Here is a 23,048-nt window from a genome sequence, read left to right on the forward strand (position 1 = left end):
ACTAGCGCTCCTCCGGTCTGTGCCCGCCGATGGCGTGCGTCAACGCGTCGGCTGTCCGGCGGACGACAGGCCCGATGATCGTGAGCTTGGCGTCGTCGATGCGGACCGTCGGGCCGGAGATCGAGATGCCGCCGATCGCCTCGCCATATTCGTTGAAGACGGGCGCCGCGATGCAGCGCATGCCAAGCGTATGCTCCTCGTCGTCGATCGACCAGCCGCGAAAGCGGATCTCCGTGATATCGGCGAGGAGCGCCGGGAGCGTATCGAGTGTGCGCTCGGTGAAGTGCGCAAGCGTTCTGCCGTTAAGTGCCTTGGCGATCTCGGTGTCCGACCATGTGGCGAGGATCGCCTTGCCGATACCGGATGCATGGATCGGCCCGCGGCGGCCGGGGCGGAAGAAGGCGCGCATCGGCGCGTGGCTCTCGACCTGGGATATGAAAACCACGTCGCCGTCGTCCTCGATGCCGATATTGGCCGTCTCGCCGCTCTTCTCCATCAGTTGCTTCAGGAAGGGCCGGCTGATCGTGCCGAGCTTGCGGAAGCGCAGGAAAGCATTGCCGATCTCGAAGGCCTTGACGCCGACGGTCCAGGTGCCGGTGTCGCCGTCGTTCGTCACCATGCCGTGACTGGCAAGCGAACTGAGCAGCCGGTGCACCGTCGAGGGCGCCATGCCGGTCCGCTCCGAGAGAGAAGTCAGGGTCGAGCCGTCACCCTCGGCGACGATGGCAAGCAGCGACAGGCTCCGGTCCAGAACCTGGACGGAGGAGGGGGCGGCATTCTCTGCCGCCTTGCGCCCGCGCTTGCCTTTGGCTGTCGACTCCATCAGTCCGACTCCAAATCGCTTCTCATCATCAATGCTCTATCGCGATTGCGTCTGATTTTCTCATATTTGTTGAAGATGTTTATTTCCACATGATGGGAATGATTTCCATAAATTTGTTGATCGCCGCGGCATATGGGTTAGCATCCCACTCAACAGGAGGAGTTCCCATGGCCAAGATGCGTGCTGTCGATGCAGCGGTTCATGTTCTGGAAAAGGAGGGGATCGATTGTGCCTTCGGCGTCCCGGGGGCGGCGATCAATCCGCTCTATTCGGCGCTCAAAGCGCGCGGATCGATCCGCCATATTCTCGCCCGTCACGTCGAAGGCGCCTCCCACATGGCCGAGGGCTACACGCGGGCAAAGCACGGCAATATCGGCGTCTGCATTGGCACGTCCGGCCCGGCCGGCACCGACATGATTACCGGCCTCTACTCGGCCTCGGCCGATTCGATCCCGATCCTCTGCATCACGGGACAGGCGCCGCGGGCGCGTCTCGACAAGGAGGATTTCCAGGCAGTCGACATCGCCAAGATCGCGGCGCCCGTCGCCAAGTGGGCGGTCACGGTCATGGAGCCGGCGCTCGTTCCCTTCGTCTTCCAGAAGGCGTTCCATCTGATGCGCTCCGGCCGTCCCGGTCCGGTTCTGATCGACCTGCCGGTCGACGTCCAGCTTGCCGAGATCGAGTTCGATCCGGAGACCTATGAGCCGCTCGCGCCCTACAAGCCGGCCGCGACGCGCGTCCAGGCCGAAAAAGCGCTTGCCATGCTGAACGCGGCGGAACGGCCGCTGATCGTCGCCGGCGGCGGCATCATCAATGCGGATGCGTCGGACCTCCTCACCGAATTTGCCGAGATCACCGGCGTTCCGGTCATCCCGACGCTGATGGGCTGGGGCGCGATCCCCGACGACCACCCGTTGATGGCCGGCATGTGCGGTCTGCAGACCTCGCATCGCTACGGCAACGCGACGCTGCTTGCCTCGGATTTCGTCTTCGGCATTGGCAACCGCTGGGCCAACCGCCACACCGGTAACGTCCCGATCTATACGGAAGGACGCAAGTTTATCCATGTCGATATCGAGCCGACGCAGATCGGCCGCGTCTTCGCGCCGGATTTCGGCATCGTCTCGGATGCAGGCGCCGCCCTCAAACTCTTCCTCGACGTTGCGACCGAATGGAAGACTGCCGGCAAGTTGCGAGACTGGTCTGCCTGGGCGGCGGAATGCCGCGAACGCAAGCGCACCATGCTGCGCAAGACCCATTACGACCAGACGCCACTGAAGCCCCAGCGCGTCTACGAGGAGATGAACAAGGCCTTCGGCCGTAACACCTGCTACGTCTCGACCATCGGCTTGAGCCAGATCGCCGGGGCGCAGTTCCTGCATGTCTACAGACCGCGCAATTGGATCAACTGCGGTCAGGCGGGTCCGCTCGGCTGGACGCTGCCGGCAGCGCTCGGCGTCCGCGCCGCGGACCCAAACCGCCCGATCGTCGCGCTTTCGGGCGACTACGATTTCCAGTTTCTGATCGAGGAACTCGCGGTCGGGGCGCAGCACAAGCTCCCCTACCTGCATGTCGTCGTCAACAACTCCTATCTCGGCCTGATCCGTCAGGCCCAGCGCGGCTTCGACATGGACTTCGAGGTAAGCCTCGCCTTCGACAACATCAATGCCAACGGCGACGCCGAGAAGGGTTACGGCGTCGATCACGTCGCCGTCGCCGAAGGCCTCGGCTGCAAGGCGATCCGCGTCAGGAACCCCAATGAGTTCGCCGATGCCTTCGAACGGGCGCAGGCGCTGATGGAGGAACACCAGGTGCCGGTCGTCATCGAATTCATCCTCGAGCGCGTCACCAACATCGCCATGGGCGCCGACATCAATGCGGTCGTCGAGTTCGAGGAGCTTGCCGAACGCGGCGAGGACGCGCCGACCGCAATCGCCGCCCTGCTCGATTGAAACCATCAACAGCAGGATGAGGGAGGTCTTCCGGCCGCATCCTGCTTCCCCTTCCAGAGGAGTAACCGCATGCCGAGATTTGCGGCAAACCTGACCATGCTGTTCAATGAGGCGCCGTTCCTCGACCGCTTTGCGCTCGCTGCGAAGGCAGGCTTCGAAGGCGTTGAATTTCTGTTTCCCTACGAATTCGAGAAGATGGCCTTGCGTGCCGAGCTTCAGCGTTACGGGTTGACGCAGGTTCTTCACAACCTTCCTGCCGGCGACTGGGCGCGCGGCGAACGCGGCATCGCCATCCTGCCGGACCGGATCGACGAATTCCGCCGGAGTTTGGCCAGCGCCATCGACTATGCGACGGCGCTTGATTGCAAGCAGGTCAATTGCCTCGTCGGCATCGCGCCGGACGGCGTGCCGGACCGCGTGCTGCGCACGACCCTTGTTGCCAATCTGAGGCTCGCGGCGAGCGAACTCGGCAAGCATGGCATCCGCCTGCTGATCGAACCGATCAACCGCTTCGACATTCCCGGCTTTTATCTCAATACGGTCGGGCAGGCGGCCGCGATCATCGAGGAGGTCGGCAGCGATAACCTGTTCATACAGTGCGACCTTTACCACCAGCAGCGGACCGAGGGCGAACTGATCGGCACCTATAAGCGCTATTCGGACCGGATTGCGCATGTCCAGCTCGCCGATAATCCGGGCCGCAACGAGCCGGGCACCGGCGAGATCAACTACCCCTTCGTTTTCGATGCGCTGGAAGCCGCCGGCTACGAGGGCTGGATCGGTTGCGAATACAAGCCGCGCACGACCACGACGGAGGGGCTCGGCTGGCTCGGGGCCGAGCGCAAGCGCAACCGATCCGCAGACATCATCAAGATCAGGAGCTAAGCAAAAATGGCATCTATCGGCTTTATCGGACTGGGCATCATGGGCACGCCGATGGCGCGCCACCTGCAGGATGCAGGCCACACCATCATCACGTCGAAATTCGCGATCCCGCCGCGTCAGGAACTGCTTGATCATGGCCTACAGTTCGCCGAAACGCCGAAGGCGCTCGCCGAGACCGTCGACACGATCATCCTGATGCTGCCGGACACGCCGGAAGTGAAGGATGTTCTCTTCGGCGAGAACGGCGTTTCCTATGGCCTCGGCAAGGGCAAGCTGGTCATCGACATGAGCTCGATTTCGCCGATCGAGACGAAGGAGTTCGCCAGGCGGATCCGCGAAACCGGGGCGGAATATATAGACGCGCCGGTTTCGGGCGGTGAGGTCGGTGCCAAGAATGCTACGCTCAGCATCATGGCCGGCGGCACGCCGGACTCCTTCGAGCGCGCCTTGCCGCTGTTCAAGCTGATGGGCAAGAACATCACCCTCGTCGGCGATTGCGGGGACGGCCAGGTCACCAAGGTTGCCAACCAGATCATCGTCGCGCTGACAATCGAGGCGGTTTCCGAGGCGCTGGTCTTCGCCTCCAAGGCGGGCGCCGACCCGGCCCGCGTCCGCGAGGCGTTGATGGGCGGCTTTGCCTCTTCGCGGATTCTCGAGGTTCACGGCGATCGGATGATTAAGCGGACCTTCGAGCCGGGCTTCCGCATCTCGCTGCACCAAAAGGATCTGAACCTGGCGCTGCAGGGGGCGAAGAGCCTTGGCATCTCGCTGCCGAACACGGCGGCGACGCAGGAGCTCTTCAACAACTGCGCCGCCAATGGCGACAGCGGCCTCGACCATTCGGGTCTGGTTCGGGCGCTTGAGCGCATGGCGAACCACGAGGTCGCCTGAGATCCAAAGAAAAGCGCATGATCGGCCGGGCGGGCGTCCCCATCCACTGCGGCAATCATGCATCCGGGCGGCGGAAGGAGGAGCCGCCGCCCGGGCCTTTGCCAACGGGAGGAAAAATGGCCCCCATCGCCGATCCGCGTCGATTTCTGGAAGCGCTGTTCACATCGGCCGTCGCCGCCGCCGATCCGGCGCGCGTCCTTGCCGCCAACCTGCCGGAACGGCCAAGAGGCCGCACCGTCGTCATCGGCGCCGGCAAGGGTGCTGCACAGATGGCGCAGGCCTTAGAGGCGCTGTGGCAAGGACCGCTCAGCGGCGCCGTCGTGACGCGTTACGGTTTCGGGGTTCCTTGCAGACACATCGACGTGCTCGAAGCCTCGCATCCCTTGCCGGACGCAAGCGGGTTGCAGGCCTCGAAACGACTGCTTTCCGAGGTCAGCGGCCTCACCATGGACGACCTCGTGATTGCGCTGATCTGCGGTGGCGGTTCGGCGCTGCTGCCTGCGCCGCCGCCCGGGCTCTCGCTCGAGGACGAGATCGCCGTCAACCGCGCCTTGCTTGCTTCGGGCGCGCCGATCCGGGCGATGAATGCCATGCGCAAGCACGTCTCGTTGATCAAGGGCGGGCGGCTGGCCGCCGCGGCCCATCCGGCACGCGTCGTGTCGCTCGTCGTTTCCGACATTCCCGGTGACGATCCGGCATTGGTGGCCTCCGGCCCGACGATTGCCGACGGAAGTACGCGCGCGGATGCCCTGAAGGTCGTCGATCGCTATCGCCTGGCTCTGCCGGAAAAGGCAATCGAGTGGCTGGCGAGCGAAGCGGCGGATGCGCCAAGACCCGCCGATCCGCGCTTCGCCCGAAACGAAGTCCGGCTGATCGCATCGGCGGGCGTCTCGCTGGAGGCCGCTGCGGCAGAGGCGCGCGCAGTCGGCGTCGAGGCGATCATTCTTTCGGATTCGATCGAGGGCGAAGCGCGCGATGTCGGGCTCGTCCATGCCGCGATCGCCCGAGAGGTGGCGACCCGCAGCCGACCATTCAGCAAGCCGGTCGTCGTGCTTTCCGGCGGCGAAACCACCGTCACGGTGAGAGGCGAGGGCCGAGGCGGCCGCAACGGCGAGTTCCTGCTGTCGCTCGCACTCGGCATCGACGGCATCGGCGGTGTTTCGGCGCTCGCTGCCGATACGGACGGCATCGACGGTTCGGAAGACAATGCCGGCGCCTTTGCCGACGACACGACGATCTTCCGGCTGCTGATGCGGCGGATCGATGCGGCGGCGTTGCTTCAGCGCAACGACAGCTGGTCGGCCTTCGATGCGCTCGGCGACCTCTTCAAGCCCGGGCCGACCGGCACCAACGTCAACGACTTTCGGGCGATGCTGATCCAATGAGCGCGGCCGGGAGCAAACGACAACAAACGGGAGGAAATGCGATGAAATCCCTGCCGATCCGGCCCCTGTCGCGGGCCGAATTCGCCCCCTTCGGCGACGTGATCGAAGTCGACGAGGCAAAAAGCTTCCCCATCAACGCGGGCAAATGCATGCGCTACCACGATCTCGCAACGGTCGAGACGACCGGCCCGGGGGCGCGCGCTTTGATCAGCCTGCTGCGCGGCGAGCCTTACGAGATTCCGCTGCCGCTCAAGATGGTGGAGCGCCACCCGCTTGGCAGCCAGGCCTTTGTGCCGCTGACGGAGAACGCCTTTCTTGTCGTGGTCGCTCCGGATGAGGGCGGCAGGCCGGGCGAACCGATCGCCTTCGAAACGGCGCCCGGCCAGGGCGTCAACATCGCCCGCAACGTCTGGCACGGCATTCTGACGCCGCTCTACGGCGTCTCCGATTTCGTCGTCGTCGACCGCGGCGGCGAAGGCTGCAACCTCGAGGAACATTTCTTCGCCACGCCCTACCGGCTCGAATACGCGTAGCGGCCATTGTCGCCTGCGCCCTTGTTGCGGGGCCATCAAGCTCTTAGGTTCGGGCGATCGAGTCCGTGATCCATTGAGCAATGCTGCAGACGGCCAGAACAATGTGGGGAGAAACCGGGTGGGGCATTCCGACCTCGGTCGCCCTGCATCTGGCGCTGGCCTTCCTGCTTCTCGTTCGGCTGCCGGAGCATGCGCCGCCTGCAAAAGAGCAAAGCATCAATGTCGAGCTTGTTCCGCCGCCGAAGCCTGAGGAAAAGCCACAGGAAAAATCGAACCAGCCAAGGCCTCAGTCATCCCGGGCGCAGCCACAGGTGTTCGAATCCGCTTCGTCTGAGGTTGACAAGGAAAAGCCGCCGCAGCCGCAATTGCCGCCCACCGCGCCAAGCAGGATCGAGAGGCCTAAGACACCGGCTGGGCAGGCAAGTGCTCCCTCTGCCAGGAAGGACAACGCCGACAAGCCATCCGAAACTAGAACGGCATTGGCTGAGTTGCGCGTCGAAGCCAAGGACGCGGTAAACAAGTCGGACGAGGCTGCTCCAGCGCGTCAAGGAGCGCCTGTTCCCAGGGAGAAGCCGCTGCCGGAAGAAGCGAAGGCGGATGCGGCGCAAAAGCCGGCAGAGACCGCCTCCGAGCGCCAGTCGAGCAATCTGGTCGAGGCGAAGGAAATCTATTCCAAGGATGCCCTGTCGGACCCCCGCGTTAAACAGGCGATGGGACGGCTGCCGCCGAAGAGGCGGATCGTGCAGCTTTGCACCATCGAGGCGCTCGAACAGGTGCGCCGAGAGAGACCTGATGCCTTTCCGGACATGCTTGTCCCGTTTGGACCGATCGGCGGTATGGTTTCGGCTTCGGGTCTCAATGCCAGCGGCGGCGCCTTCCGCAGCCGGGGAAAATGGTACACGATCGACTTCAAATGCGAGGTCAACTCGGAGACGACGTCGGTCGCCTCCTTCAGCTTTGCGATCGGTAAGGCGATTCCCAGGGGCGAGTGGAGCACGCGCCAACTGCCGAAGGAGTGAGAGCGCGGTGCGTCTTTCAGATAATGGCGAAATGAGCTTGACGGATTCCTTCCACCCGCACCCATCTACCACAGATCATACACACAGCATTCCTGTGACGAGCACAGGAATGAGGATCGAGGAAGGCCTGCCGGGTGGTTGCGGGCCTCAGCGCATCATCGCCAGCGCCGTGGCGAAGAAGTCGTCGCCGCCGAAATTGCCGGACTTCAGCGCCAGCAGCATGTCGCCCTGGGCATTGCCGACGGTGCGAAGAACCGGCACGCCGGGAGCGATCTCGGGGCCGATCAGGAAGGCGGGGATGGCCAGCCGGTCGACCGTTGCGCCGGAGGTCTCGCCGCCGGCGACGACGAGGCGCTTGACGCCGCGCGCCACCAGTTCGCTGGCGACGGTTGCGGTCGCCGCTTCGATGGCGTGACCGGATGCCTCGCGGCCGTATTGCGCCTGCAGACGTGAAACCACATAGGGCGAGGCGCTTGCGGCGATGACCACGGGCCCATCAGAAATCCGCCCGCCGGCCCAGGCGATCGCCGCGGCAATTTCGTCGGACCCTCGCAGCAGTTTCTCGGTGTCGAGCCGCAGCACCGGCAGGGAGCGTTCGGCAATATCGAGCTGCCGCAGCGTTGCTGCCGAGCAGCTGCCGGCGACAATGGCGGCCAGTCCCCCGACGGGGCGCACGGCATCCGTCATGGCTGTGCCTGCCGAAGAAGCGCGACCGGAGCGCACGATGGCGCGGGCGAGGCCGAGCCCAAGGCCGGAGGCGCCGGTCGATACGGGCGTCCGCAGCGCCACCTCGCCGAGCGTTTCGAGGTCGCGCTCCGAGATCGCGTCGGCAAGGGCGGCGGAAGTTCCTTCCGCTCCCAGGGCATCGAGCCGGGCCGTTACGGCGGCGGGGCCGGCCATGATCGTCGCCAGGTCGACGAGGCCGATCTTGCCCTGAGACTGCCGGCCCATGACGCGAACCAGATTGGCGTCATGCATCGGATTGAGCGGATGGTCCTTGAGGGGGCTTTCGTCGAGCGGCTGTCCGTTGACGAAAAGATGGCCGAGATAGACGGTCCGGCCGGTTTCCGGAAAGGCCGGGGTGACGAGCGCGATGCCGCCGCCCGCGGCTTTCGCCAGCGCCTCGGTCACCGGGCCGATATTGCCCTCATCGGTGGAATCGAAGGTCGAGCAGATCTTGTAGAGAACATGGGCGGCGCCGCGGTCGCGCAGCCACCGTTCCGCCCTGCTTGCCGCAACAACAGCCTCGTCGGCGGCAACAGAGCGGATTTTTAGCGAGACGACGACCGCATCGACATCCGGCAATGCGAGCGCCGGATCGGGAATGCCGACCGTCTGCACCGTGCGCAGGCCGTTCTTCGTCAACGTATTGGCGAGGTCGGAGGCGCCCGTGTAGTCGTCGGCGATCGACCCCAAAAGGATAGTCATTGGTCAGCTCCGTGCAAAGGGTTTGAGCCAGGCAAGGCCGTCGAGCGTTCCGCCGCGCGGGGTGTATTCGCAGCCGACGAAGCCGGTGTAGCCGAGCCGGTCGATCTCGGCGAAGAGATAGGGGTAGTTCAGCTCTTCGCCGTCCGGCTCCTGCCGCGACGGCACGCTGGCGATCTGGATGTGGCCGGTGATCGGTATGAGACGTCGGAGCGCCATCGCGACATCGCCATGGATGATCTGGCGATGGTAGATGTCGAACTGGAGCTTCAGGTTGGCGAGGTTCAGCTCGGTGATCAACCGTTCGGCGGCGCCGAAGTCGTTGAGGAAATAGCCGGGCATGTTGCGGCCGTTGATCGGTTCGAGCAGCAGGTCGAGATCTTTCTCAGCGAGGCGCTCGGCGGCGTAGATCACGGAACGCTGATAGCAGGCTACGGCCTCCTCGTCGGAGGGATCTGCGAGACCCGCCATCAGATGCAGCCGCTTGACGCCCGTCGCTGCCGCATAGTCGAGTGCGCGCTCGACATCGACTTTCAGCGCCTCGAAGCGGCCGAGAAGGGCGGCGATGCCGCGCTCGCCCGCCGCCCAGTCGCCGGGCGGCAGGTTGAAGAGTGCCTGCTCAAGCTTGTTGCGAGTCAACCGTTCGGCGATCGCCTCCGGCGGTGCCTCGTAGGGGAAGAGATATTCGACGGCCGTAAAACCCGCTTCCGCGGCGGCGTCGAAGCGGTCTAGGAACGACCACTCGTTGAACATCATCGTCAGATTGGCGGCGAAAACGGGCATGTCGAACGTCCTTTATCCCTTGTCCATGCCGGGCAGCTTGGCGCCGGAAAGCTGGGCGTAGAGCCGCGCAAGCGAGGAATCGTCGTCGCGCCCCATGCCGGCGCCGGAAGCGGCGAGATACATTTGCAGGGCGGCCGCCACCAGCGGCACCGGGTAGCGCTCGGCGCGCGCCATGTCCTGGACGATGCCGAGGTCCTTGACGAAGATCTCGATGGCGCTGAGCGGCGTGTAGTCGCCGGCGAGCACATGCGGGACGCGGTTCTCGAACATCCAGGAATTGCCGGCCGAGGCGGTGATCACCTCGTAGACCTTGGAGAGATCGAGGCCCTGCTTGGCGGCAAAGGTGATCGCTTCGCAGGCGGCGGCGATATGCACGCCGGCCAGAAGCTGGTTGATTATCTTGAAGGCCGCGCCGGTACCCGCAGCGTCTCCCAGCTCGTAGACCTTGGCGGCCATTGCGTCGAGCGCAGGGCGGGCTGCAGCGAAGGCGTGCGGCGAGCCCGACGCCATGATCGTCAGCTCGCCCTTCGCGGCGCGGGCGGCGCCGCCGGAGATCGGCGCATCGAGATAGTGCAAGCCGAGCGCTTCGAGCTGCTCCGCCAGGCGGCGTGCAATTGCCGGATCCATGGTCGCCGACGAGACGAAGACCGCGCCGGGCTTCATGGCCGCTGCGATGCCGTCTGCGCCGAACAGGACGGCCTCGGTCTGGGCGGCATTCACGACCACCGAAACGGCAATATCGGCATCGGCCACGGCTCCGTGCAGCGTATTCGCACCGCGGCCGCCTTCGGCGGCGAAGCGTTCGACCGCTGCTGCAGCAATGTCGTAGCCGACGACATCGAGGCCGGCGCGCTTCATGGACTGGGCCATTCCGAAGCCCATCGATCCGAGACCGATCACCGCCGCGGTGACGCGTTCGGGACTTTCAGCATGCGATGACATGAATAGACTCTCCATCCCTGATGTGGCAGGCGGGCACCGCCGGACCGAATCCGGCGGCGCGGTTGGAGCTTACCGGTTCACGGTCTTTGCGGGAACCGCCAGCACAGCCAGCGAACCGATGACCAGCGCCGCGGCAAGGAGATACATGCCGGCGCTGTTGCTGCCGGTGAAGTCCTTGAGATAGCCGACCAGGAATGGCCCGAGGAAACCGGCGAGATTGCCGACCGAGTTGATCCAGGCGATGCCGGCCGCTGCTCCGGTGCCGGCGAGAAATGCCGTCGGCAGGGACCAGAAAAGCGGTGCGCAGCTGATGGCTCCGGCAGCCGCGAGCGACAAGCAGACGATCGCGAGCGTGGTGCTCGTCGCCGTCGTCGCCGCGACGAATCCGCCGGCGGCGATGAGGGCCGGGACGACGAGGTGCCAGCGCCGTTCGCGCAAGCGGTCAGATGAGCGCCCGAGCGCAAGCATGGCGATGAAGGTGCAGATATAGGGGATGGCGGAAATCAGGCCGATATTCAGGTTGCCGGTGACCCCGGTCGCCTTGACGAGGGTCGGCATCCAGAAATTTAGGCCGTATTGTCCGAGCACGAAGCAAAAATAGATGAGGCACATCAGCCAGACGCGGCGGTCGGTCAGCGTGCCGGCGATGCTGTGTGGGCTCGACAATTTGGTCCGGTTCTCGGCGTCGATATTGGCGCTCAGCACCTTCTTCTCTTCCTTCGTCAGCCACTTGGCGTGGCCGATGGCGTCATCGAGATAGAAGAACGTGGCGACACCGAAAACGACCGCAGGAATGGCCTCGATCAGGAACATCCACTGCCAGCCGGAAAGGCCGTGCGTTCCGTGGAAACTGTCCATCAGCAGGCCGGAAAGGGGATTACCGAAGATGGAGGATATCGGGATCGCCGACATGAAGGTGGTGATGATCTTGGCGCGACGATGCGCCGGATACCAGGCCGTCAGGTAGAGAATGATCCCAGGGAAAAACCCTGCTTCGGCGACACCCAGCAGGAAGCGCAGGATGTAGAACACGGTTTCCGAGGTGGTGAACATGAAGGCAGCGGAGATGACGCCCCAGGTGATCATGATGCGGGCGATCCAGACCCGGGCGCCGACCCTGTTGAGGATGACGTTGCTCGGCACCTCGAACAGGAAATAGCCGATGAAGAAGATACCGGCACCGATGCCGTAGGCCGCTTCCGAAAGGCCGAGCTCGCTCGACATCTGCAGTTTCGCGAAGCCGACATTGACGCGATCGAGATAGGCGACCACGTAGCAGAGCATGAGGAAAGGGATGATGCGCCAAAAGACCTTGCTATAGGCGCGGTCCTCCACCGATCGAGCTGCATAGGCGCCGTCGATCGGCGCCTGGGTTTCCAGGGTCATGATTTTCCTCCTCCAGGAGTTTCGCCGGCGCCTCCCCTAGGCAATCCGACGATACGGCGCCAAGGATTGGCAGCGCTGCCACGTTTCCCTAGCGCAATTTGGCAGCGCTGCCAAGTTAAAAATGGTAGCGCTGCCAAAACAAATGGCATATCTGAAAAAGCCAAGGCGGTCCGTCAGCGATGAGGAGCGATGGGGCGGCCGCAGCGGGAGAGTGGAGTCGGACGTGGATTTCGATTTCAAGCACAGCACGGTCACGCTTGCCGAGGTCGCCGCGGCCGCCGGCGTAGGCGAAAGCACGGTTTCGCGCGTCCTCAGAAACGAGGGTTCGTTTTCGCGCAAGGCGAGGGAGCGCGTGATGGAGGCCGTCGAGCGGCTCGGCTATGTGCCGAACCGGATTGCCGGAACGCTTGCTTCCGCCGGATCGCGGCTCGTCGCCTTCGTCATTCCCTCGCTCTCCAACATCGTCTTCCCCGACGTGCTGCGCGGGGCAAGCGGCGTCCTGGAGGCGAACCGGCATCAGGCCGTTTTTTCGGTGACCGACTACGATCCGCAGCGCGAGGAGGCGCTTGTCGCCGCCATGCTCGCCTGGCGGCCGACGGCGGTGATGCTCGCTGGCTTCGAACATTCCGAAGGCACTCTGAAGATGCTGCGCGCCAGCGGCTGCCGGGTGGCTGAAGTGCTCGATGTCGACGGCACGGCCGTCGATCTGGCAGTCGGCTTTTCCAATCGTACAGCTGGGCGTGCCAGTGCCGAATTCCTGCTGAAGCGGGGCTATCGCCGCATCGGCTATGTCGGCCATGACCTCGAACGCGATACCCGCGCCGGCAAGCGCTTTGCCGCCTTCCGCGAAACGCTCGGCTATTCTGGCTCGCCGCTGATCGGGCGGGAAATCTGCTCGGGTGCGTCGTCGGTGGAGAGCGGACGACTGGGGCTGGAGCGGCTGCTTGCCCGGCACGCCGATCTCGATGCCGTCTATTTTTCGAACGACGACATGGCGCTCGGCGGCTACTTCCATTGCCTGGCGCGCGGGATCGCGATTCCTTCGCAACTGGCGATCTTCGGCTATAACGGCCTCGATATCGGAAGGGTGACGCCGCAGCCGCTCTCGACCATTCGCACGCCCCGTGTCCAGACGGGGCAATTGGCGGCCGAGCTTGTCGTTGCCAACGCGCCCCCCCAGGTGGTCGATCTCGGCTTCGAACTGGTCGACGGCGCAACCGCATAGAATTGAGAGGATTTGCCCCATGTCCGAGAGCCGACTGCGTGAGGAAATCTGCCGCTACGGTCGATCATTGTTCGAACGCGGGCTGACGCCTGGCTCCTCCGGCAATATCTCGCTGAGGCTCGACGATGGTGGCTGGTTGGTGACGCCCACCAACGCCTCGCTCGGTTTCCTCGACCCGGGCCGCATCTCGCGGCTCGATGGCCGGGGCAATCTCGTATCCGGCGACAAGCCGACGAAGGAGATACCGCTCCATACGGCCCTCTACGAGTCGCGCGGCAGCGCCCGGGCGATCGTCCATCTCCATTCGACTCACGCGGTTGCGCTCACCATGCTGCCGGAGATCGATCCGCGCGCCGCGCTGCCGCCGATGACCCCTTACTACCTCATGCGCGCCGGCGAAACGGCGCTGGTGCCCTACTACCGTCCCGGCGATCCGGCGGTCGCCGACGCGATCCGCGGCCTTGCCGGCAAGTATTCCTCCGTGCTGCTCGCCAATCACGGCCCGGTCGTCGCCGGCGACAGCCTCGAAGCGGCGGTCTTCGCCACCGAGGAACTTGAGGAGACGGCGAAGCTCTATCTGCTGCTGCGCAACCTCAACCCGCGTTATCTTAGCCCGGACCAGGTGACCGACCTCGCCAAGACCTTCGGTCTCGATCTTCCGTCCCTCCATGATCACGAAGGGCATGACCACGGCTGAGCTTGCGCCTGCCAACGTCGGTGAATGTCGGTAGGAAACACGAAAACTGCCATTGCCGCCTACGAGCAAGGCGCCGATGCTCGTCTGAGCAGCCCCCGGGTTTATCGATGCGTCTCGTCCAGTTTGCGTGGCCGATGTACCAGCGTGACGAGCACGAAGGAAATGATCATCAACAGGTACCAGGCGCCGAGCTTGTTGATGGATACGGGCGCCCAGCCGTGCGATTGCGAGGATAGATCCACGCACGTGACCATGTGGCAATGTTCTCTGCGAACCAGATGAACAGCGCCACCAGCAGGAAGCCGAGCATCAAGGGCATGCGGTGGCGAAAGCGGAAGACGCGATAGTGCACCACAGTGCGCAGATAAATTATCGCAGTCGCCGCGAACAGCCCGTAGCGAACGTCTATGGTGAAGTGGTGGCTGAAGAAGTTGACATAGATCGCGACTGCCAGAAGCGCGGTCGACCAGACCGGCGGATAATGGGTGTAGCGCATGTCGAAGATGCGGCTGATGCGGGCGAGATAGGAGCCGACAGCCGCATACATGAAACCGGAGAAAAGCGGCACCGCGCCGATCCGGAAGATGCTTTCCTCAGGATACATCCATGAGCCTGCCGCGGTCTTGAAGACCTCCATGACCGTGCCGACGACGTGGAAGATCAGAATGACCTTCGCCTCGGACGAGGTTTCAAGCCTCGCTGCCAGCATTGCAAATTGGATGCCGAGCGCCGCCAGAAAGAGAAAGTCATAGCGGGCCAGGAGAGCATCTTCGGGCCAGAACTGATGAGAGGCGATGATCAGGGCGAGCAGCAGTCCGCCGAACAGGCACGCCCATGCCTGCTTCAACCCGAAGACGGTGAATTCAACCAAGGCACCTGCGAAGCCGTGCGCGGGCAGGGCGTCGAGGATTCGGTGAGCGGCCGCATCTATCTGCGCCTCAAGCGAAGTGAAGCGGCGTGCGGGCGCTACGTCCAAGGACGGTGTCGGACCATGGCCGAGATCGTCGAAGCGTTCGAATTTGGGCTGATCTGTCATGCGTGCTAGTTGCTGGAACTACGCTACAACCGATGAGGAGAGTTTTGCGCTTTTTTGTGTCCAAGAGGCTAGCGGACGCCTATTTCTAAAGACCCCATCTCGGGGCCCTCTGGCGCCTGTTCAATTTCGCATTGCACAACAGCAACCTATTCTTTTGATGCGTCGCCGCAACGAACTGGCCTTGACCGCCGCTCTCTTCCCGCCTCTATTCATATGACTGATCCGGTGGACCAACCAGTGGATCAGTCGAGGAGTGGCGCCGATGACTGGCAGTCCGATACTCACGCAGATGCCGAAAGTGGGGCGCAGCCTCGACCGCCGCACGGCGCGCGAGATGATTGCCGACAAGCTGATGGTGCTGGTGGCGACGAACATGCTCCGCCCGGGTGACGAACTGCCGGGCGAGCGGGAACTTGCCAACGTCCTACATGTCAGCCGTGAGACGGTGCGCGGTGCCATTCAGACGCTCGCGGCCCGCGGCATCATCGAGGTCTCCCAGGGAAGCCGCAGCCGCGTCGCCGATGTCGATCTCAGCGACGTCACCGTGACGATCGCTTCCCCCAACGCCATCGACAGCTATGATCTCGAGGACGTCCATGCCGCCCGCCAGCATATCGAGCTGAAGGTGGTGGGCGACGCCGCGGAAAACATCGACGAAGAGGCGCTGAAGAAGCTCGAAACCCTGCTCGAGGCGCAAAAACTCTGCGGCGACGATGCGATGCGCTTCCTAATCTGCGACCGCGAGTTCCACGTGGCGATCTACAGGGCCTGCGGCAATCCGCTGCTCTCGGATTTTGTGACGGACCTTTATACTTACATGATGGACTACCGGCGCAGCGCCATGTCGCGCCCGGGCGCGATCGAGGCCAGCTACAAGGATCACAGCGAAATCGTCGAGGCGCTGCGGCGGCACGACCGCGAAGCGGTCGTCGCGGCCTTTCACCAGCACCTCATGCGCATTTATCGGACGACGAAGGAACTGCTCGTCGACGGAAACGGCAGGAAACAGAAACAGAAGGGTACGCGCAATCCGGAGTGACCGGATGTGGCCGAACGAGGAGGTGCACCGCGAATGCATGTCATGATCATCGGTGCGGCCGGCATGATCGGCCGGAAACTTGTCGAGAAACTCGCGGCGGAGCCGGACGCCCTCGGCTATGAGATTGGCCGGCTGACCCTGGTCGACGTGATCGAGCCGCCGGTCCCCGCGGCCTATTCCGCGATCTCGACGGCGCTGGCGCTCGATCTCTCGACGGAAGGCTGCGCCGGGCAGCTCGTCGCGACCCGGCCGGACGTTATCTTTCATCTCGCGGCGATCGTTTCGGGCGAGGCGGAGGCGGATTTTGACAAGGGCTACCGCGTCAATCTCGACGGGACGCGGGGGCTCTTCGAGGCGATCCGCAGCGAAGGTCAGCGCGAGCGCTATGTCCCGCGCGTTATCTTTGCTTCCTCGATCGCCGTCTTCGGCCGGCCCTTCCCGGAGAGGATCGGCGACGAGTTCTTCACGACACCGCTGACGAGCTACGGCACGCAGAAGGCGATCTGCGAATTGCTGCTTGCCGATTATTCGCGCCGCGGCCTCTTCGACGGCATCGGCATCCGCCTGCCGACCATCTGCGTCCGGCCGGGCAAGCCGAACAAGGCGGCCTCCGGCTTCTTCTCCAACATCCTGCGCGAGCCGCTCGCCGGGCAGGAGGCCGTTCTGCCGGTCGACGAAAGCGTCCGGCACTGGTTCGCAAGCCCGCGCTCGGCGGTCGGTTTCTTCGTCCATGCCGGTCGAATCGATACGAGCCGGATCGGGCCGCGGCGCAACCTGACCATGCCGGGATTGTCGGCGCTGGTCGGCGAGGAGATCGAGGCGCTGAAGCGCATTGCCGGCCCGAAGGCCGCGGGGCTCATCCGCCGCGAACCGGATCCGGTCACCGCCGCGATCGTCGCCGGCTGGCCGACGAATTTCGACGCGCGACGCGCGCGCGAGCTGGGCTTCACGGCCGAAAGCAGCTTCGACGAGATCATCAGGATCCATGTCGAGGATGAACTCGGAGGGAAGATCTGACATGGCACAAGGCAACAGATCGGGCGAGGGAAAGATTGCGCTGGTGACGGGCGGAGGGTCCGGCATCGGCCTCGGTATTGCCCGGCGGCTGAGTGGCGAAGGCTATCGCCTCGTTATCACCGGACGCCGTCCGGACGTATTGGAGAAAGCGGCTGCCGAAATCGCCGCGGAAAGCGGCGGCGTTGTCCGGGCAATCGCCTGCGATGTCGGCGACCCCGGTCAGGTTGCGGCACTGTTCGACGCGATCCGGGCCGAGTTCGGCCGGCTCGACCTGCTCGTCAACAATGCCGGTTCGAGCGTGCCGCCGCTGCCGCTCGAAGAGGTCACGTTCGCGCAATGGAGCGGAATTCTTGCCGCGAACCTCACCGGCGCCTTCCTCTGCACCCAGCAGGCTTTCCGGCTGATGAAGGCGCAGGAGCCGCGCGGCGGCCGGATCATCAACAACGGCTCGATTTCGGCGACGACCCCCCGGCCTAATTCTTCGCCCTATACAGCGACCAAGCACGCCATCACCGGGCTTACCAAGTCGACGGCGCTCGATGGCCGGCCCTTCGACATCGCCTGCGGCCAGATCGACATCGGCAATGCCGCAACCGACATGACGCAGAAGATGTGCAGCGGCGTGTTGCAGGCCAATGGTGAGATCGCGGCGGAGCCGACGATTCCCGTCGAGCATGTAGCCGATGCGGTCGTCTACATGGCGAGCCTACCGCTTTCGGCAAACGTCCTGACGATGACGGTGATGGCGACGAAGATGCCGCTGGTCGGCCGCGGATAGATCAAAGCTTTCGCCCGTCCACGAGGAGGGATGGTGGCGAAGCCAGGAATGAGTTCTGGGAGGAACGTGAATGGCAGGCGTGGATTTTGTCGACGTCCGGAAATCCTTCGGGCAGTTTCCGGTCATCAAGGGCGTCAACATCGAGATCGAGGACGGCGAATTCGTCATTCTCGTCGGCCCGTCCGGCTGCGGAAAATCGACCTTGCTCCGGATGTTGGCGGGCCTCGAGAACATCACCGCCGGCGAGATCCGCATCGGCGACCGGGTCGTCAACCGGCTGCCTCCGAAGGATCGCGACATCGCCATGGTGTTCCAGAACTACGCGCTCTATCCGCATATGACGGTCGCCGACAACATGGCTTTCTCTCTGATGCTGGCGAACAAGCCCAAGGCGGACATCGACAAGCGTGTTGGCGTTGCGGCGGAAATCCTCGGCCTCTCGAAACTGCTCGACCGTTACCCGCGCCAGCTTTCCGGCGGCCAGCGCCAGCGCGTCGCCATGGGCCGTGCGATCGTCCGCGACCCGCAGGTGTTCCTGTTCGACGAACCGCTCTCGAACCTCGATGCGAAGCTGCGGGTTGCCATGCGCGCCGAGATCAAGGAATTGCACCAGCGGCTGAAGACGACGACGGTCTATGTCACCCATGACCAGATCGAGGCGATGACCATGGCCGACAAGATCGTCGTCATGCATGACGGCATCGTCGAGCAGATCGGCGCACCGCTCGAGCTCTACGACCATCCGGCCAATCTCTTCGTCGCCGGCTTCATCGGTTCGCCGGCAATGAACATGATTCGCGGCCGGCTTCACTCCGAAGACCCGACGGCCTTCATGACCGCCGACAGCACGGCGCTTCCCGTCGCCCGGCCTGCTGCGGCCGCCCGCGGCCGCGATCTCGTTTATGGCCTTAGGCCCGAATACATGTCGCTCGACCCGAACGGTCTTCCGGCCGAGGTCGTGGTGATCGAGCCGACCGGTTACGAAACTCAGATGATCGCCAGGCTCGGCGGCCACGAGGTGACCTGTGTGTTTCGTGAGCGGGTGACTGCCAAGCCCGGCGAAACGATCCGCCTGGCGATCGATGGCGCCCATGTTCACCTGTTCGACGCCGAAACCGGACGGCGACTATTCGACTGATGCCCGAGCGGACGGGGAAGGGGAGGAGCCTTCCTCGATGCCGCGCGGGTGATGCCAGGCAATGCCAGGCATCGGGGTCGCCGCATTCGCCAAGCGGGACGGCGAATGGCGGAAGAAATGCTCCCGCTGTTTTAAGGAGGAGTACCAAATGCCGATAAAGAGACGTGACTTTCTCGCAGGTTCCGCGGCGATTGCCGGTATAACGGGGCTTTCGCCGCTCGGGATCCGCCCATCCTTCGCGCAAGCCGCCGAGCCGAGCTACAAGCCGGAAGAAGGCGCAAGCCTCAGGCTTCTGAGGTGGACGCCCTTCGTCAAGGGCGACGAGGACGCCTGGCTTGCCAACACCAAGAAGTTCACCGAGGCAACCGGCGTCGAGGTCCGCATTGACAAGGAAAGCTGGGAAGACATTCGCCCGAAGGCGGCCGTCGCCGCGAATGTCGGCTCCGGCCCGGACATGGTGATGTGCTGGTTCGACGATGCGCATCAATATCCGGACAAGCTCGTCGACGTCACCGAACTCGCCAATTACCTCGGCAACAAATATGGCGGCTGGTACGACGGCGTGAAGGGCTATGCGACTCGTGACGACAAGTTCATCGCCATGCCGCTGACGGCGATCGGCAACGCCGTCTGCTACCGCGACAGTCATATGAAAGCGGCGGGCTTCAGTGAATTCCCCAAGGACACGGCAGGCTTCCTCGAGCTCTGCAAGGCGATGAAGGCCAAGGGCACGCCGGCCGGCTTCCCGCACGGTAAGGCGGTCGGCGACGGCAACAACTACGCCCACTGGCTGCTCTGGAGCCACGGCGGCAAGATGGTCGACGAAGGCGGCAAGGTCACCATCAACAGCCCCGAGACGCTGGCGGCGATCAACTACGCCAAGCAGCTCTACGAGACCTTCATTCCGGGCACGGAAAGCTGGCTCGACATCAACAACAACCGCGCCTTCCTCGCCGGCCAGGTATCGCTGACGGCGAACGGCGTCTCGCTCTACTATGCTGCCAAGAAGGACGCGGCGCTCGCCGACCTGGCGGCGGATATCCGCACCACCAACTTCCCGATCGGCCCGGTCGGCCAGAGCGTCGAGCTTCACCAGACGAGCTCGATCCTGCTCTTCAGCCACAGCCAATATCCGGAAGCGGCCAAGGCCTATATCAAGTTCATGATGGAGTCCGACCAGATGAATGCCTGGATACAGGGCTCGAGTGCCTATTGCTGCCAGCCGCTGAAGGCCTTCGCCAACAACCCGGTCTGGACCTCCGACCCGATCCATGCGCCCTATGCCAAGGCCTCCGAGACCCTTCGGCCGAACGGCTATGCCGGTCCGCTCGGCTATGCCTCGGCAGGCGTTATGGCGGATTACGTCCTGGTCGACATGTTCGCAGCCGCAGTGACCGGCCAAATGACGCCCGAGGACGCCGTTGTCGAGGCCGAACGACGGGCGAACCGCTACTATCGCGTCTGATCCCTCGTGGCGGCTGTCGGCCGCCGCGACCACCGATGACGCCGGCGGCGAGGCCGCCGGCTCTGCTTCTGAACCCATTTCCTGGTCGGAGAAATTCGATGTCCATCACGTCGTCCGGAAAGGCGCCATCTGCCATGGCTTCGCTGATGCAGAACAACAATGTGCTCGGCCTGCTGTTCATGTTGCCGGCCGCCGTCTTTCTCATCTGCTTCCTCACCTATCCGCTGGGGCTCGGCGTCTGGCTCGGCTTCACCGACACCCGCATCGGCCGCGATGGCATCTTCATCGGCCTAGAGAACTACGCGTTCCTGGCACGGGATTCGGTCTTCTGGCTCTCGGTCTTCAATACGCTGCTCTATACTTTCGTGGCGTCGATCCTCAAGTTCGCGCTCGGCCTGTGGCTGGCGCTGCTGCTCAACGAAAACCTGCCGTTCAAATCCTTCTTCCGCGCCATCGTCCTTCTTCCCTGGGTGGTGCCGACGGTGCTTTCGGCGCTCGCCTTCTGGTGGATCTACGATTCGCAGTTCTCGATTATTTCCTGGTCGCTGATGCAGCTCGGGTTGATCGACGGGCCGATCAACTTCCTCGGCGATCCGACCAATGCGCGCGCCTCGGTGATCGCCGCCAATGTCTGGCGCGGCATTCCCTTCGTGGCGATCTCGCTGCTTGCCGGGCTGCAGACAATCCCCGCCTCGCTGCAGGAGGCCGCCTCGCTCGATGGCGCCACCAGCTGGCAGCGCTTCCGCTACGTCACGCTGCCGATGCTGACCCCGATCATCGCCGTGGTGATGACCTTCTCGGTGCTCTTCACCTTTACGGATTTCCAGCTCATCTACGTGCTGACCAAGGGCGGGCCGGTGAACGCCACCCATCTTATGGCGACGCTCTCCTTCCAGCGTGGCATTCCGGGCGGCCAGCTCGGCGAGGGCGCGGCGATCGCCGTCGCCATGGTGCCATTCCTGCTCGCCGCCATCATGTTCAGCTTCTTCGGCCTGCAGCGTCGCAAGTGGCAGCAGGGCGGACAGGACTGAGGAGGAAAAGATGAACACGACCACGAGAATACCGGACGAGGTCCTCACCGATACCGCCGAAGGGATGAGCTATCTCAACCGTCTGCCGCGCCGGATCGTTACTCTCTACCTGCCGATGGCGGTCTTCGTCTTCGTGCTGCTGTTCCCGTTCTACTGGATGGCGATCACGGCGGTGAAACCGAATTCACAGCTCACCGACTACAACAATTACAGTCCCTTCTGGGTCGTTGGCCCGACGCTCGACCACATCAAATACCTGCTGTTCGAGACCTCCTATCCCGGCTGGCTATGGAACACGATGCTGGTCGCCGTCGGCTCGACGATCCTTTCGCTGGCGGCGTCGATCTTCGCGGCCTATGCGATCGAGCGGGTGCGCTTCACCGGCTCGCGGCCGGTCGGGCTGATGATCTTCCTCGCCTATCTGGTGCCGCCGTCGATCCTGTTTATTCCGCTCGCCTTCATCGTCTTCAAGTTCGGCATCTATGATTCCAAGCTGGCGCTGATCTTCACCTATCCGACCTTCCTCATCCCGTTCTGCACCTGGCTGCTGATGGGCTATTTCCGCTCGATCCCCTTCGAGCTCGAGGAAAGCGCGCTGGTGGACGGGGCGACGCGCTGGCAGATCCTCGTCAGGATCATCCTGCCGCTTGCCGTGCCGGGCCTGATATCGGCCGGCATCTTCGCCTTCACGCTGTCCTGGAACGAGTTCATCTATGCGCTGACATTCATCCAATCGTCGGAGAACAAGACCGTGCCGGTCGGCGTGCTGACGGAACTGGTGCGCGGCGACGTGTTCGAATGGGGCGCGCTGATGGCCGGCGCGCTGTTCGGCTCGCTGCCGGTGGTCATCCTCTATTCGTTCTTCGTCGACTATTACGTCTCGTCGATGACCGGCGCGGTCAAGGAGTGACGGTCTCACCTATCATCGCTTGCCCGCAACGAGGAAGACAAGGATGGCGAGGACCACGGCAAACGGCGCCAGGGCGCCCAGGTCCTCCATGGCCCAAAGGGTGAGCCCGCTATAGAGACACCACAGGATCGGGATGGGCAGAAGCAGCCACAGCCTCTTTTGCCCGACCATCAGCATGGCGCCGAAGGTCGTTGCAACCGTCGGATCCGGCATCATCCCGAAGGTTTCCGCCGTGGCGGGCGGACGGCCTGCGACAAGGGCGATGAAGGGATAGGCGAGCAGGCCGCAAACGGCGAGGGCGATGCCGCCGTGATGACGCAGGCCGCCTGAGTTGGTGGGCGAGCGCGGCAGGAGGGCGGCCAGAACCAGCAATCCTGACTGGAGAAAAAAGGCAGCGGCAGCATAGGACATCGCCCAGTTGATGCTGGCATAGCGCGTCCACAGGAACTGCCAGGCGCAGAAGGCCCATGCCAGGGCGAAGAGCGGGAGAACCGCAATCCGGGCGCGGGACGCCTGCAGGGCTGCCGGAACGAGCAGGGCGAGCGCGCCTGCGATGAAGACAAGCTGAAGCGGCCAGAATTCCTGATTGTAGCGTTCGATGAGGCGGAAATAGACGCGCGGCGAGAACATCAGGAAGTCGGCGAGCGTGTAGGTCCCCCAGTCGGACATCAGCTACGCTTCCCGTCAG

Annotated in this window: 21 protein-coding genes and 1 pseudogene; 15 read left to right on the forward strand and 7 right to left on the reverse strand. The window is 63.8% G+C overall.

The annotated features are described in order from the left end of the window. Nucleotide 1: 1 nt before the first annotated feature. The gene (locus SS05631_RS21605; protein ID WP_037419087.1) at nt 2-823 is read right to left on the reverse strand and encodes an IclR family transcriptional regulator; all 822 of its coding nucleotides are present in this window, start codon (nt 821-823) and stop codon (nt 2-4) included. 167 nt (nt 824-990) lie between these two features. On the opposite strand from SS05631_RS21605, the gene gcl reads away from it, so the two are divergent. From gcl to SS05631_RS21635, 6 genes are all read left to right on the forward strand, one after another. Next, entirely contained in the window at nt 991-2,775 is a 1,785-nt protein-coding gene (gcl, locus tag SS05631_RS21610; RefSeq protein ID WP_037419090.1) for a glyoxylate carboligase, read from the forward strand. Between the two features lie 69 nt (nt 2,776-2,844). Further along, complete coding sequence (gene hyi, locus SS05631_RS21615) at nt 2,845-3,660, forward strand: hydroxypyruvate isomerase (RefSeq protein ID WP_037419092.1); 816 nt, start codon at nt 2,845-2,847, stop codon at nt 3,658-3,660. Nucleotides 3,661-3,666: 6 nt separating this feature from the next. Then, a complete protein-coding gene (locus SS05631_RS21620; RefSeq protein ID WP_037419094.1) occupies nt 3,667-4,551 on the forward strand; it encodes a 2-hydroxy-3-oxopropionate reductase in 885 nt (294 codons plus the stop codon). A gap of 116 nt (nt 4,552-4,667) precedes the next feature. Then, complete coding sequence (locus SS05631_RS21625) at nt 4,668-5,936, forward strand: glycerate kinase (RefSeq protein WP_037419097.1); 1,269 nt, start codon at nt 4,668-4,670, stop codon at nt 5,934-5,936. A gap of 41 nt (nt 5,937-5,977) precedes the next feature. Next, the gene (locus SS05631_RS21630; protein WP_037419100.1) at nt 5,978-6,469 is read left to right on the forward strand and encodes an ureidoglycolate lyase; all 492 of its coding nucleotides are present in this window, start codon (nt 5,978-5,980) and stop codon (nt 6,467-6,469) included. An 80-nt stretch (nt 6,470-6,549) separates the two neighbouring features. Further along, the gene (locus SS05631_RS21635) at nt 6,550-7,488 is read left to right on the forward strand and encodes a DUF930 domain-containing protein (protein ID WP_037419103.1); all 939 of its coding nucleotides are present in this window, start codon (nt 6,550-6,552) and stop codon (nt 7,486-7,488) included. A gap of 147 nt (nt 7,489-7,635) precedes the next feature. Here SS05631_RS21635 and otnK read toward each other — a convergent pair whose 3' ends face one another. The 4 genes from otnK to SS05631_RS21655 form a co-directional block, all read right to left on the reverse strand. After that, a complete protein-coding gene (gene otnK, locus SS05631_RS21640) occupies nt 7,636-8,916 on the reverse strand; it encodes a 3-oxo-tetronate kinase (protein ID WP_095678065.1) in 1,281 nt (426 codons plus the stop codon). A 3-nt stretch (nt 8,917-8,919) separates the two neighbouring features. Continuing rightward, a complete protein-coding gene (otnI, locus tag SS05631_RS21645; RefSeq protein WP_037419124.1) occupies nt 8,920-9,696 on the reverse strand; it encodes a 2-oxo-tetronate isomerase in 777 nt (258 codons plus the stop codon). A gap of 12 nt (nt 9,697-9,708) precedes the next feature. Then, nucleotides 9,709-10,638, reverse strand: coding sequence for an L-threonate dehydrogenase (gene ltnD / locus SS05631_RS21650; protein ID WP_037419127.1), 930 nt, complete (start codon nt 10,636-10,638; stop codon nt 9,709-9,711). Nucleotides 10,639-10,707: 69 nt separating this feature from the next. Next, complete coding sequence (locus SS05631_RS21655) at nt 10,708-12,024, reverse strand: MFS transporter (RefSeq protein WP_037419130.1); 1,317 nt, start codon at nt 12,022-12,024, stop codon at nt 10,708-10,710. Nucleotides 12,025-12,247: 223 nt separating this feature from the next. On the opposite strand from SS05631_RS21655, the gene SS05631_RS21660 reads away from it, so the two are divergent. Together SS05631_RS21660 and SS05631_RS21665 are read left to right on the forward strand one after the other, a co-directional pair. Further along, a complete protein-coding gene (locus SS05631_RS21660; protein ID WP_037419133.1) occupies nt 12,248-13,249 on the forward strand; it encodes a LacI family DNA-binding transcriptional regulator in 1,002 nt (333 codons plus the stop codon). Nucleotides 13,250-13,268: 19 nt separating this feature from the next. Next, nucleotides 13,269-13,946, forward strand: coding sequence for an aldolase (locus SS05631_RS21665; protein WP_037419135.1), 678 nt, complete (start codon nt 13,269-13,271; stop codon nt 13,944-13,946). Between the two features lie 101 nt (nt 13,947-14,047). Here SS05631_RS21665 and SS05631_RS21670 read toward each other — a convergent pair. Then, a pseudogene (locus tag SS05631_RS21670) lies at nt 14,048-14,856 on the reverse strand (DUF817 domain-containing protein). 388 nt (nt 14,857-15,244) lie between these two features. On the opposite strand from SS05631_RS21670, the gene SS05631_RS21675 reads away from it, so the two are divergent. From SS05631_RS21675 to SS05631_RS21705, 7 genes are all read left to right on the forward strand, one after another. After that, nucleotides 15,245-16,021, forward strand: coding sequence for a FadR/GntR family transcriptional regulator (locus SS05631_RS21675; RefSeq protein WP_037419138.1), 777 nt, complete (start codon nt 15,245-15,247; stop codon nt 16,019-16,021). Nucleotides 16,022-16,054: 33 nt separating this feature from the next. Then, entirely contained in the window at nt 16,055-17,038 is a 984-nt protein-coding gene (denD, locus tag SS05631_RS21680; RefSeq protein WP_037419141.1) for a D-erythronate dehydrogenase, read from the forward strand. Between the two features lies 1 nt (nt 17,039). Next, complete coding sequence (locus tag SS05631_RS21685) at nt 17,040-17,816, forward strand: SDR family oxidoreductase (RefSeq protein WP_037419143.1); 777 nt, start codon at nt 17,040-17,042, stop codon at nt 17,814-17,816. Nucleotides 17,817-17,886: 70 nt separating this feature from the next. Further along, nucleotides 17,887-18,954, forward strand: coding sequence for a sn-glycerol-3-phosphate ABC transporter ATP-binding protein UgpC (gene ugpC / locus SS05631_RS21690; RefSeq protein ID WP_037419146.1), 1,068 nt, complete (start codon nt 17,887-17,889; stop codon nt 18,952-18,954). A 148-nt stretch (nt 18,955-19,102) separates the two neighbouring features. Next, the gene (locus SS05631_RS21695) at nt 19,103-20,419 is read left to right on the forward strand and encodes an ABC transporter substrate-binding protein (protein ID WP_037419216.1); all 1,317 of its coding nucleotides are present in this window, start codon (nt 19,103-19,105) and stop codon (nt 20,417-20,419) included. A 98-nt stretch (nt 20,420-20,517) separates the two neighbouring features. Then, the gene (locus SS05631_RS21700; protein ID WP_037419148.1) at nt 20,518-21,450 is read left to right on the forward strand and encodes a sugar ABC transporter permease; all 933 of its coding nucleotides are present in this window, start codon (nt 20,518-20,520) and stop codon (nt 21,448-21,450) included. Nucleotides 21,451-21,460: 10 nt separating this feature from the next. Continuing rightward, entirely contained in the window at nt 21,461-22,360 is a 900-nt protein-coding gene (locus SS05631_RS21705; RefSeq protein ID WP_037419151.1) for a carbohydrate ABC transporter permease, read from the forward strand. Nucleotides 22,361-22,372: 12 nt separating this feature from the next. Here the strand turns inward: SS05631_RS21705 and SS05631_RS21710 are convergent, their stop codons facing one another. Further along, entirely contained in the window at nt 22,373-23,029 is a 657-nt protein-coding gene (locus SS05631_RS21710) for a DUF6064 family protein (RefSeq protein ID WP_037419154.1), read from the reverse strand. Nucleotides 23,030-23,048 lie beyond the last annotated feature (19 nt).

Source organism: Sinorhizobium sp. CCBAU 05631 (genome assembly GCF_002288505.1).
Lineage (GTDB): Bacteria > Pseudomonadota > Alphaproteobacteria > Rhizobiales > Rhizobiaceae > Sinorhizobium > Sinorhizobium fredii_C.

What these genes read in the sequence shown, in the direction of transcription:
- SS05631_RS21605 (WP_037419087.1), bottom strand. Translation starts at nt 823, where the DNA reads ATGGAGTCGACAGCCAAAGGCAAGCGCGGGCGCAAGGCGGCAGAGAAT.
- SS05631_RS21620 (WP_037419094.1), top strand. Translation starts at nt 3,667, where the DNA reads ATGGCATCTATCGGCTTTATCGGACTGGGCATCATGGGCACGCCGATG.
- SS05631_RS21675 (WP_037419138.1), top strand. Translation starts at nt 15,245, where the DNA reads ATGACTGGCAGTCCGATACTCACGCAGATGCCGAAAGTGGGGCGCAGC.
- ltnD (WP_037419127.1), bottom strand. Translation starts at nt 10,638, where the DNA reads ATGTCATCGCATGCTGAAAGTCCCGAACGCGTCACCGCGGCGGTGATC.
- SS05631_RS21665 (WP_037419135.1), top strand. Translation starts at nt 13,269, where the DNA reads ATGTCCGAGAGCCGACTGCGTGAGGAAATCTGCCGCTACGGTCGATCA.
- ugpC (WP_037419146.1), top strand. Translation starts at nt 17,887, where the DNA reads ATGGCAGGCGTGGATTTTGTCGACGTCCGGAAATCCTTCGGGCAGTTT.
- otnK (WP_095678065.1), bottom strand. Translation starts at nt 8,916, where the DNA reads ATGACTATCCTTTTGGGGTCGATCGCCGACGACTACACGGGCGCCTCC.
- SS05631_RS21685 (WP_037419143.1), top strand. Translation starts at nt 17,040, where the DNA reads ATGGCACAAGGCAACAGATCGGGCGAGGGAAAGATTGCGCTGGTGACG.
- denD (WP_037419141.1), top strand. Translation starts at nt 16,055, where the DNA reads ATGCATGTCATGATCATCGGTGCGGCCGGCATGATCGGCCGGAAACTT.
- SS05631_RS21635 (WP_037419103.1), top strand. Translation starts at nt 6,550, where the DNA reads ATGCTGCAGACGGCCAGAACAATGTGGGGAGAAACCGGGTGGGGCATT.
- SS05631_RS21705 (WP_037419151.1), top strand. Translation starts at nt 21,461, where the DNA reads ATGAACACGACCACGAGAATACCGGACGAGGTCCTCACCGATACCGCC.
- hyi (WP_037419092.1), top strand. Translation starts at nt 2,845, where the DNA reads ATGCCGAGATTTGCGGCAAACCTGACCATGCTGTTCAATGAGGCGCCG.
- SS05631_RS21630 (WP_037419100.1), top strand. Translation starts at nt 5,978, where the DNA reads ATGAAATCCCTGCCGATCCGGCCCCTGTCGCGGGCCGAATTCGCCCCC.
- SS05631_RS21710 (WP_037419154.1), bottom strand. Translation starts at nt 23,029, where the DNA reads ATGTCCGACTGGGGGACCTACACGCTCGCCGACTTCCTGATGTTCTCG.
- SS05631_RS21625 (WP_037419097.1), top strand. Translation starts at nt 4,668, where the DNA reads ATGGCCCCCATCGCCGATCCGCGTCGATTTCTGGAAGCGCTGTTCACA.
- SS05631_RS21700 (WP_037419148.1), top strand. Translation starts at nt 20,518, where the DNA reads ATGTCCATCACGTCGTCCGGAAAGGCGCCATCTGCCATGGCTTCGCTG.
- gcl (WP_037419090.1), top strand. Translation starts at nt 991, where the DNA reads ATGGCCAAGATGCGTGCTGTCGATGCAGCGGTTCATGTTCTGGAAAAG.
- otnI (WP_037419124.1), bottom strand. Translation starts at nt 9,696, where the DNA reads ATGCCCGTTTTCGCCGCCAATCTGACGATGATGTTCAACGAGTGGTCG.
- SS05631_RS21695 (WP_037419216.1), top strand. Translation starts at nt 19,103, where the DNA reads ATGCCGATAAAGAGACGTGACTTTCTCGCAGGTTCCGCGGCGATTGCC.
- SS05631_RS21655 (WP_037419130.1), bottom strand. Translation starts at nt 12,024, where the DNA reads ATGACCCTGGAAACCCAGGCGCCGATCGACGGCGCCTATGCAGCTCGA.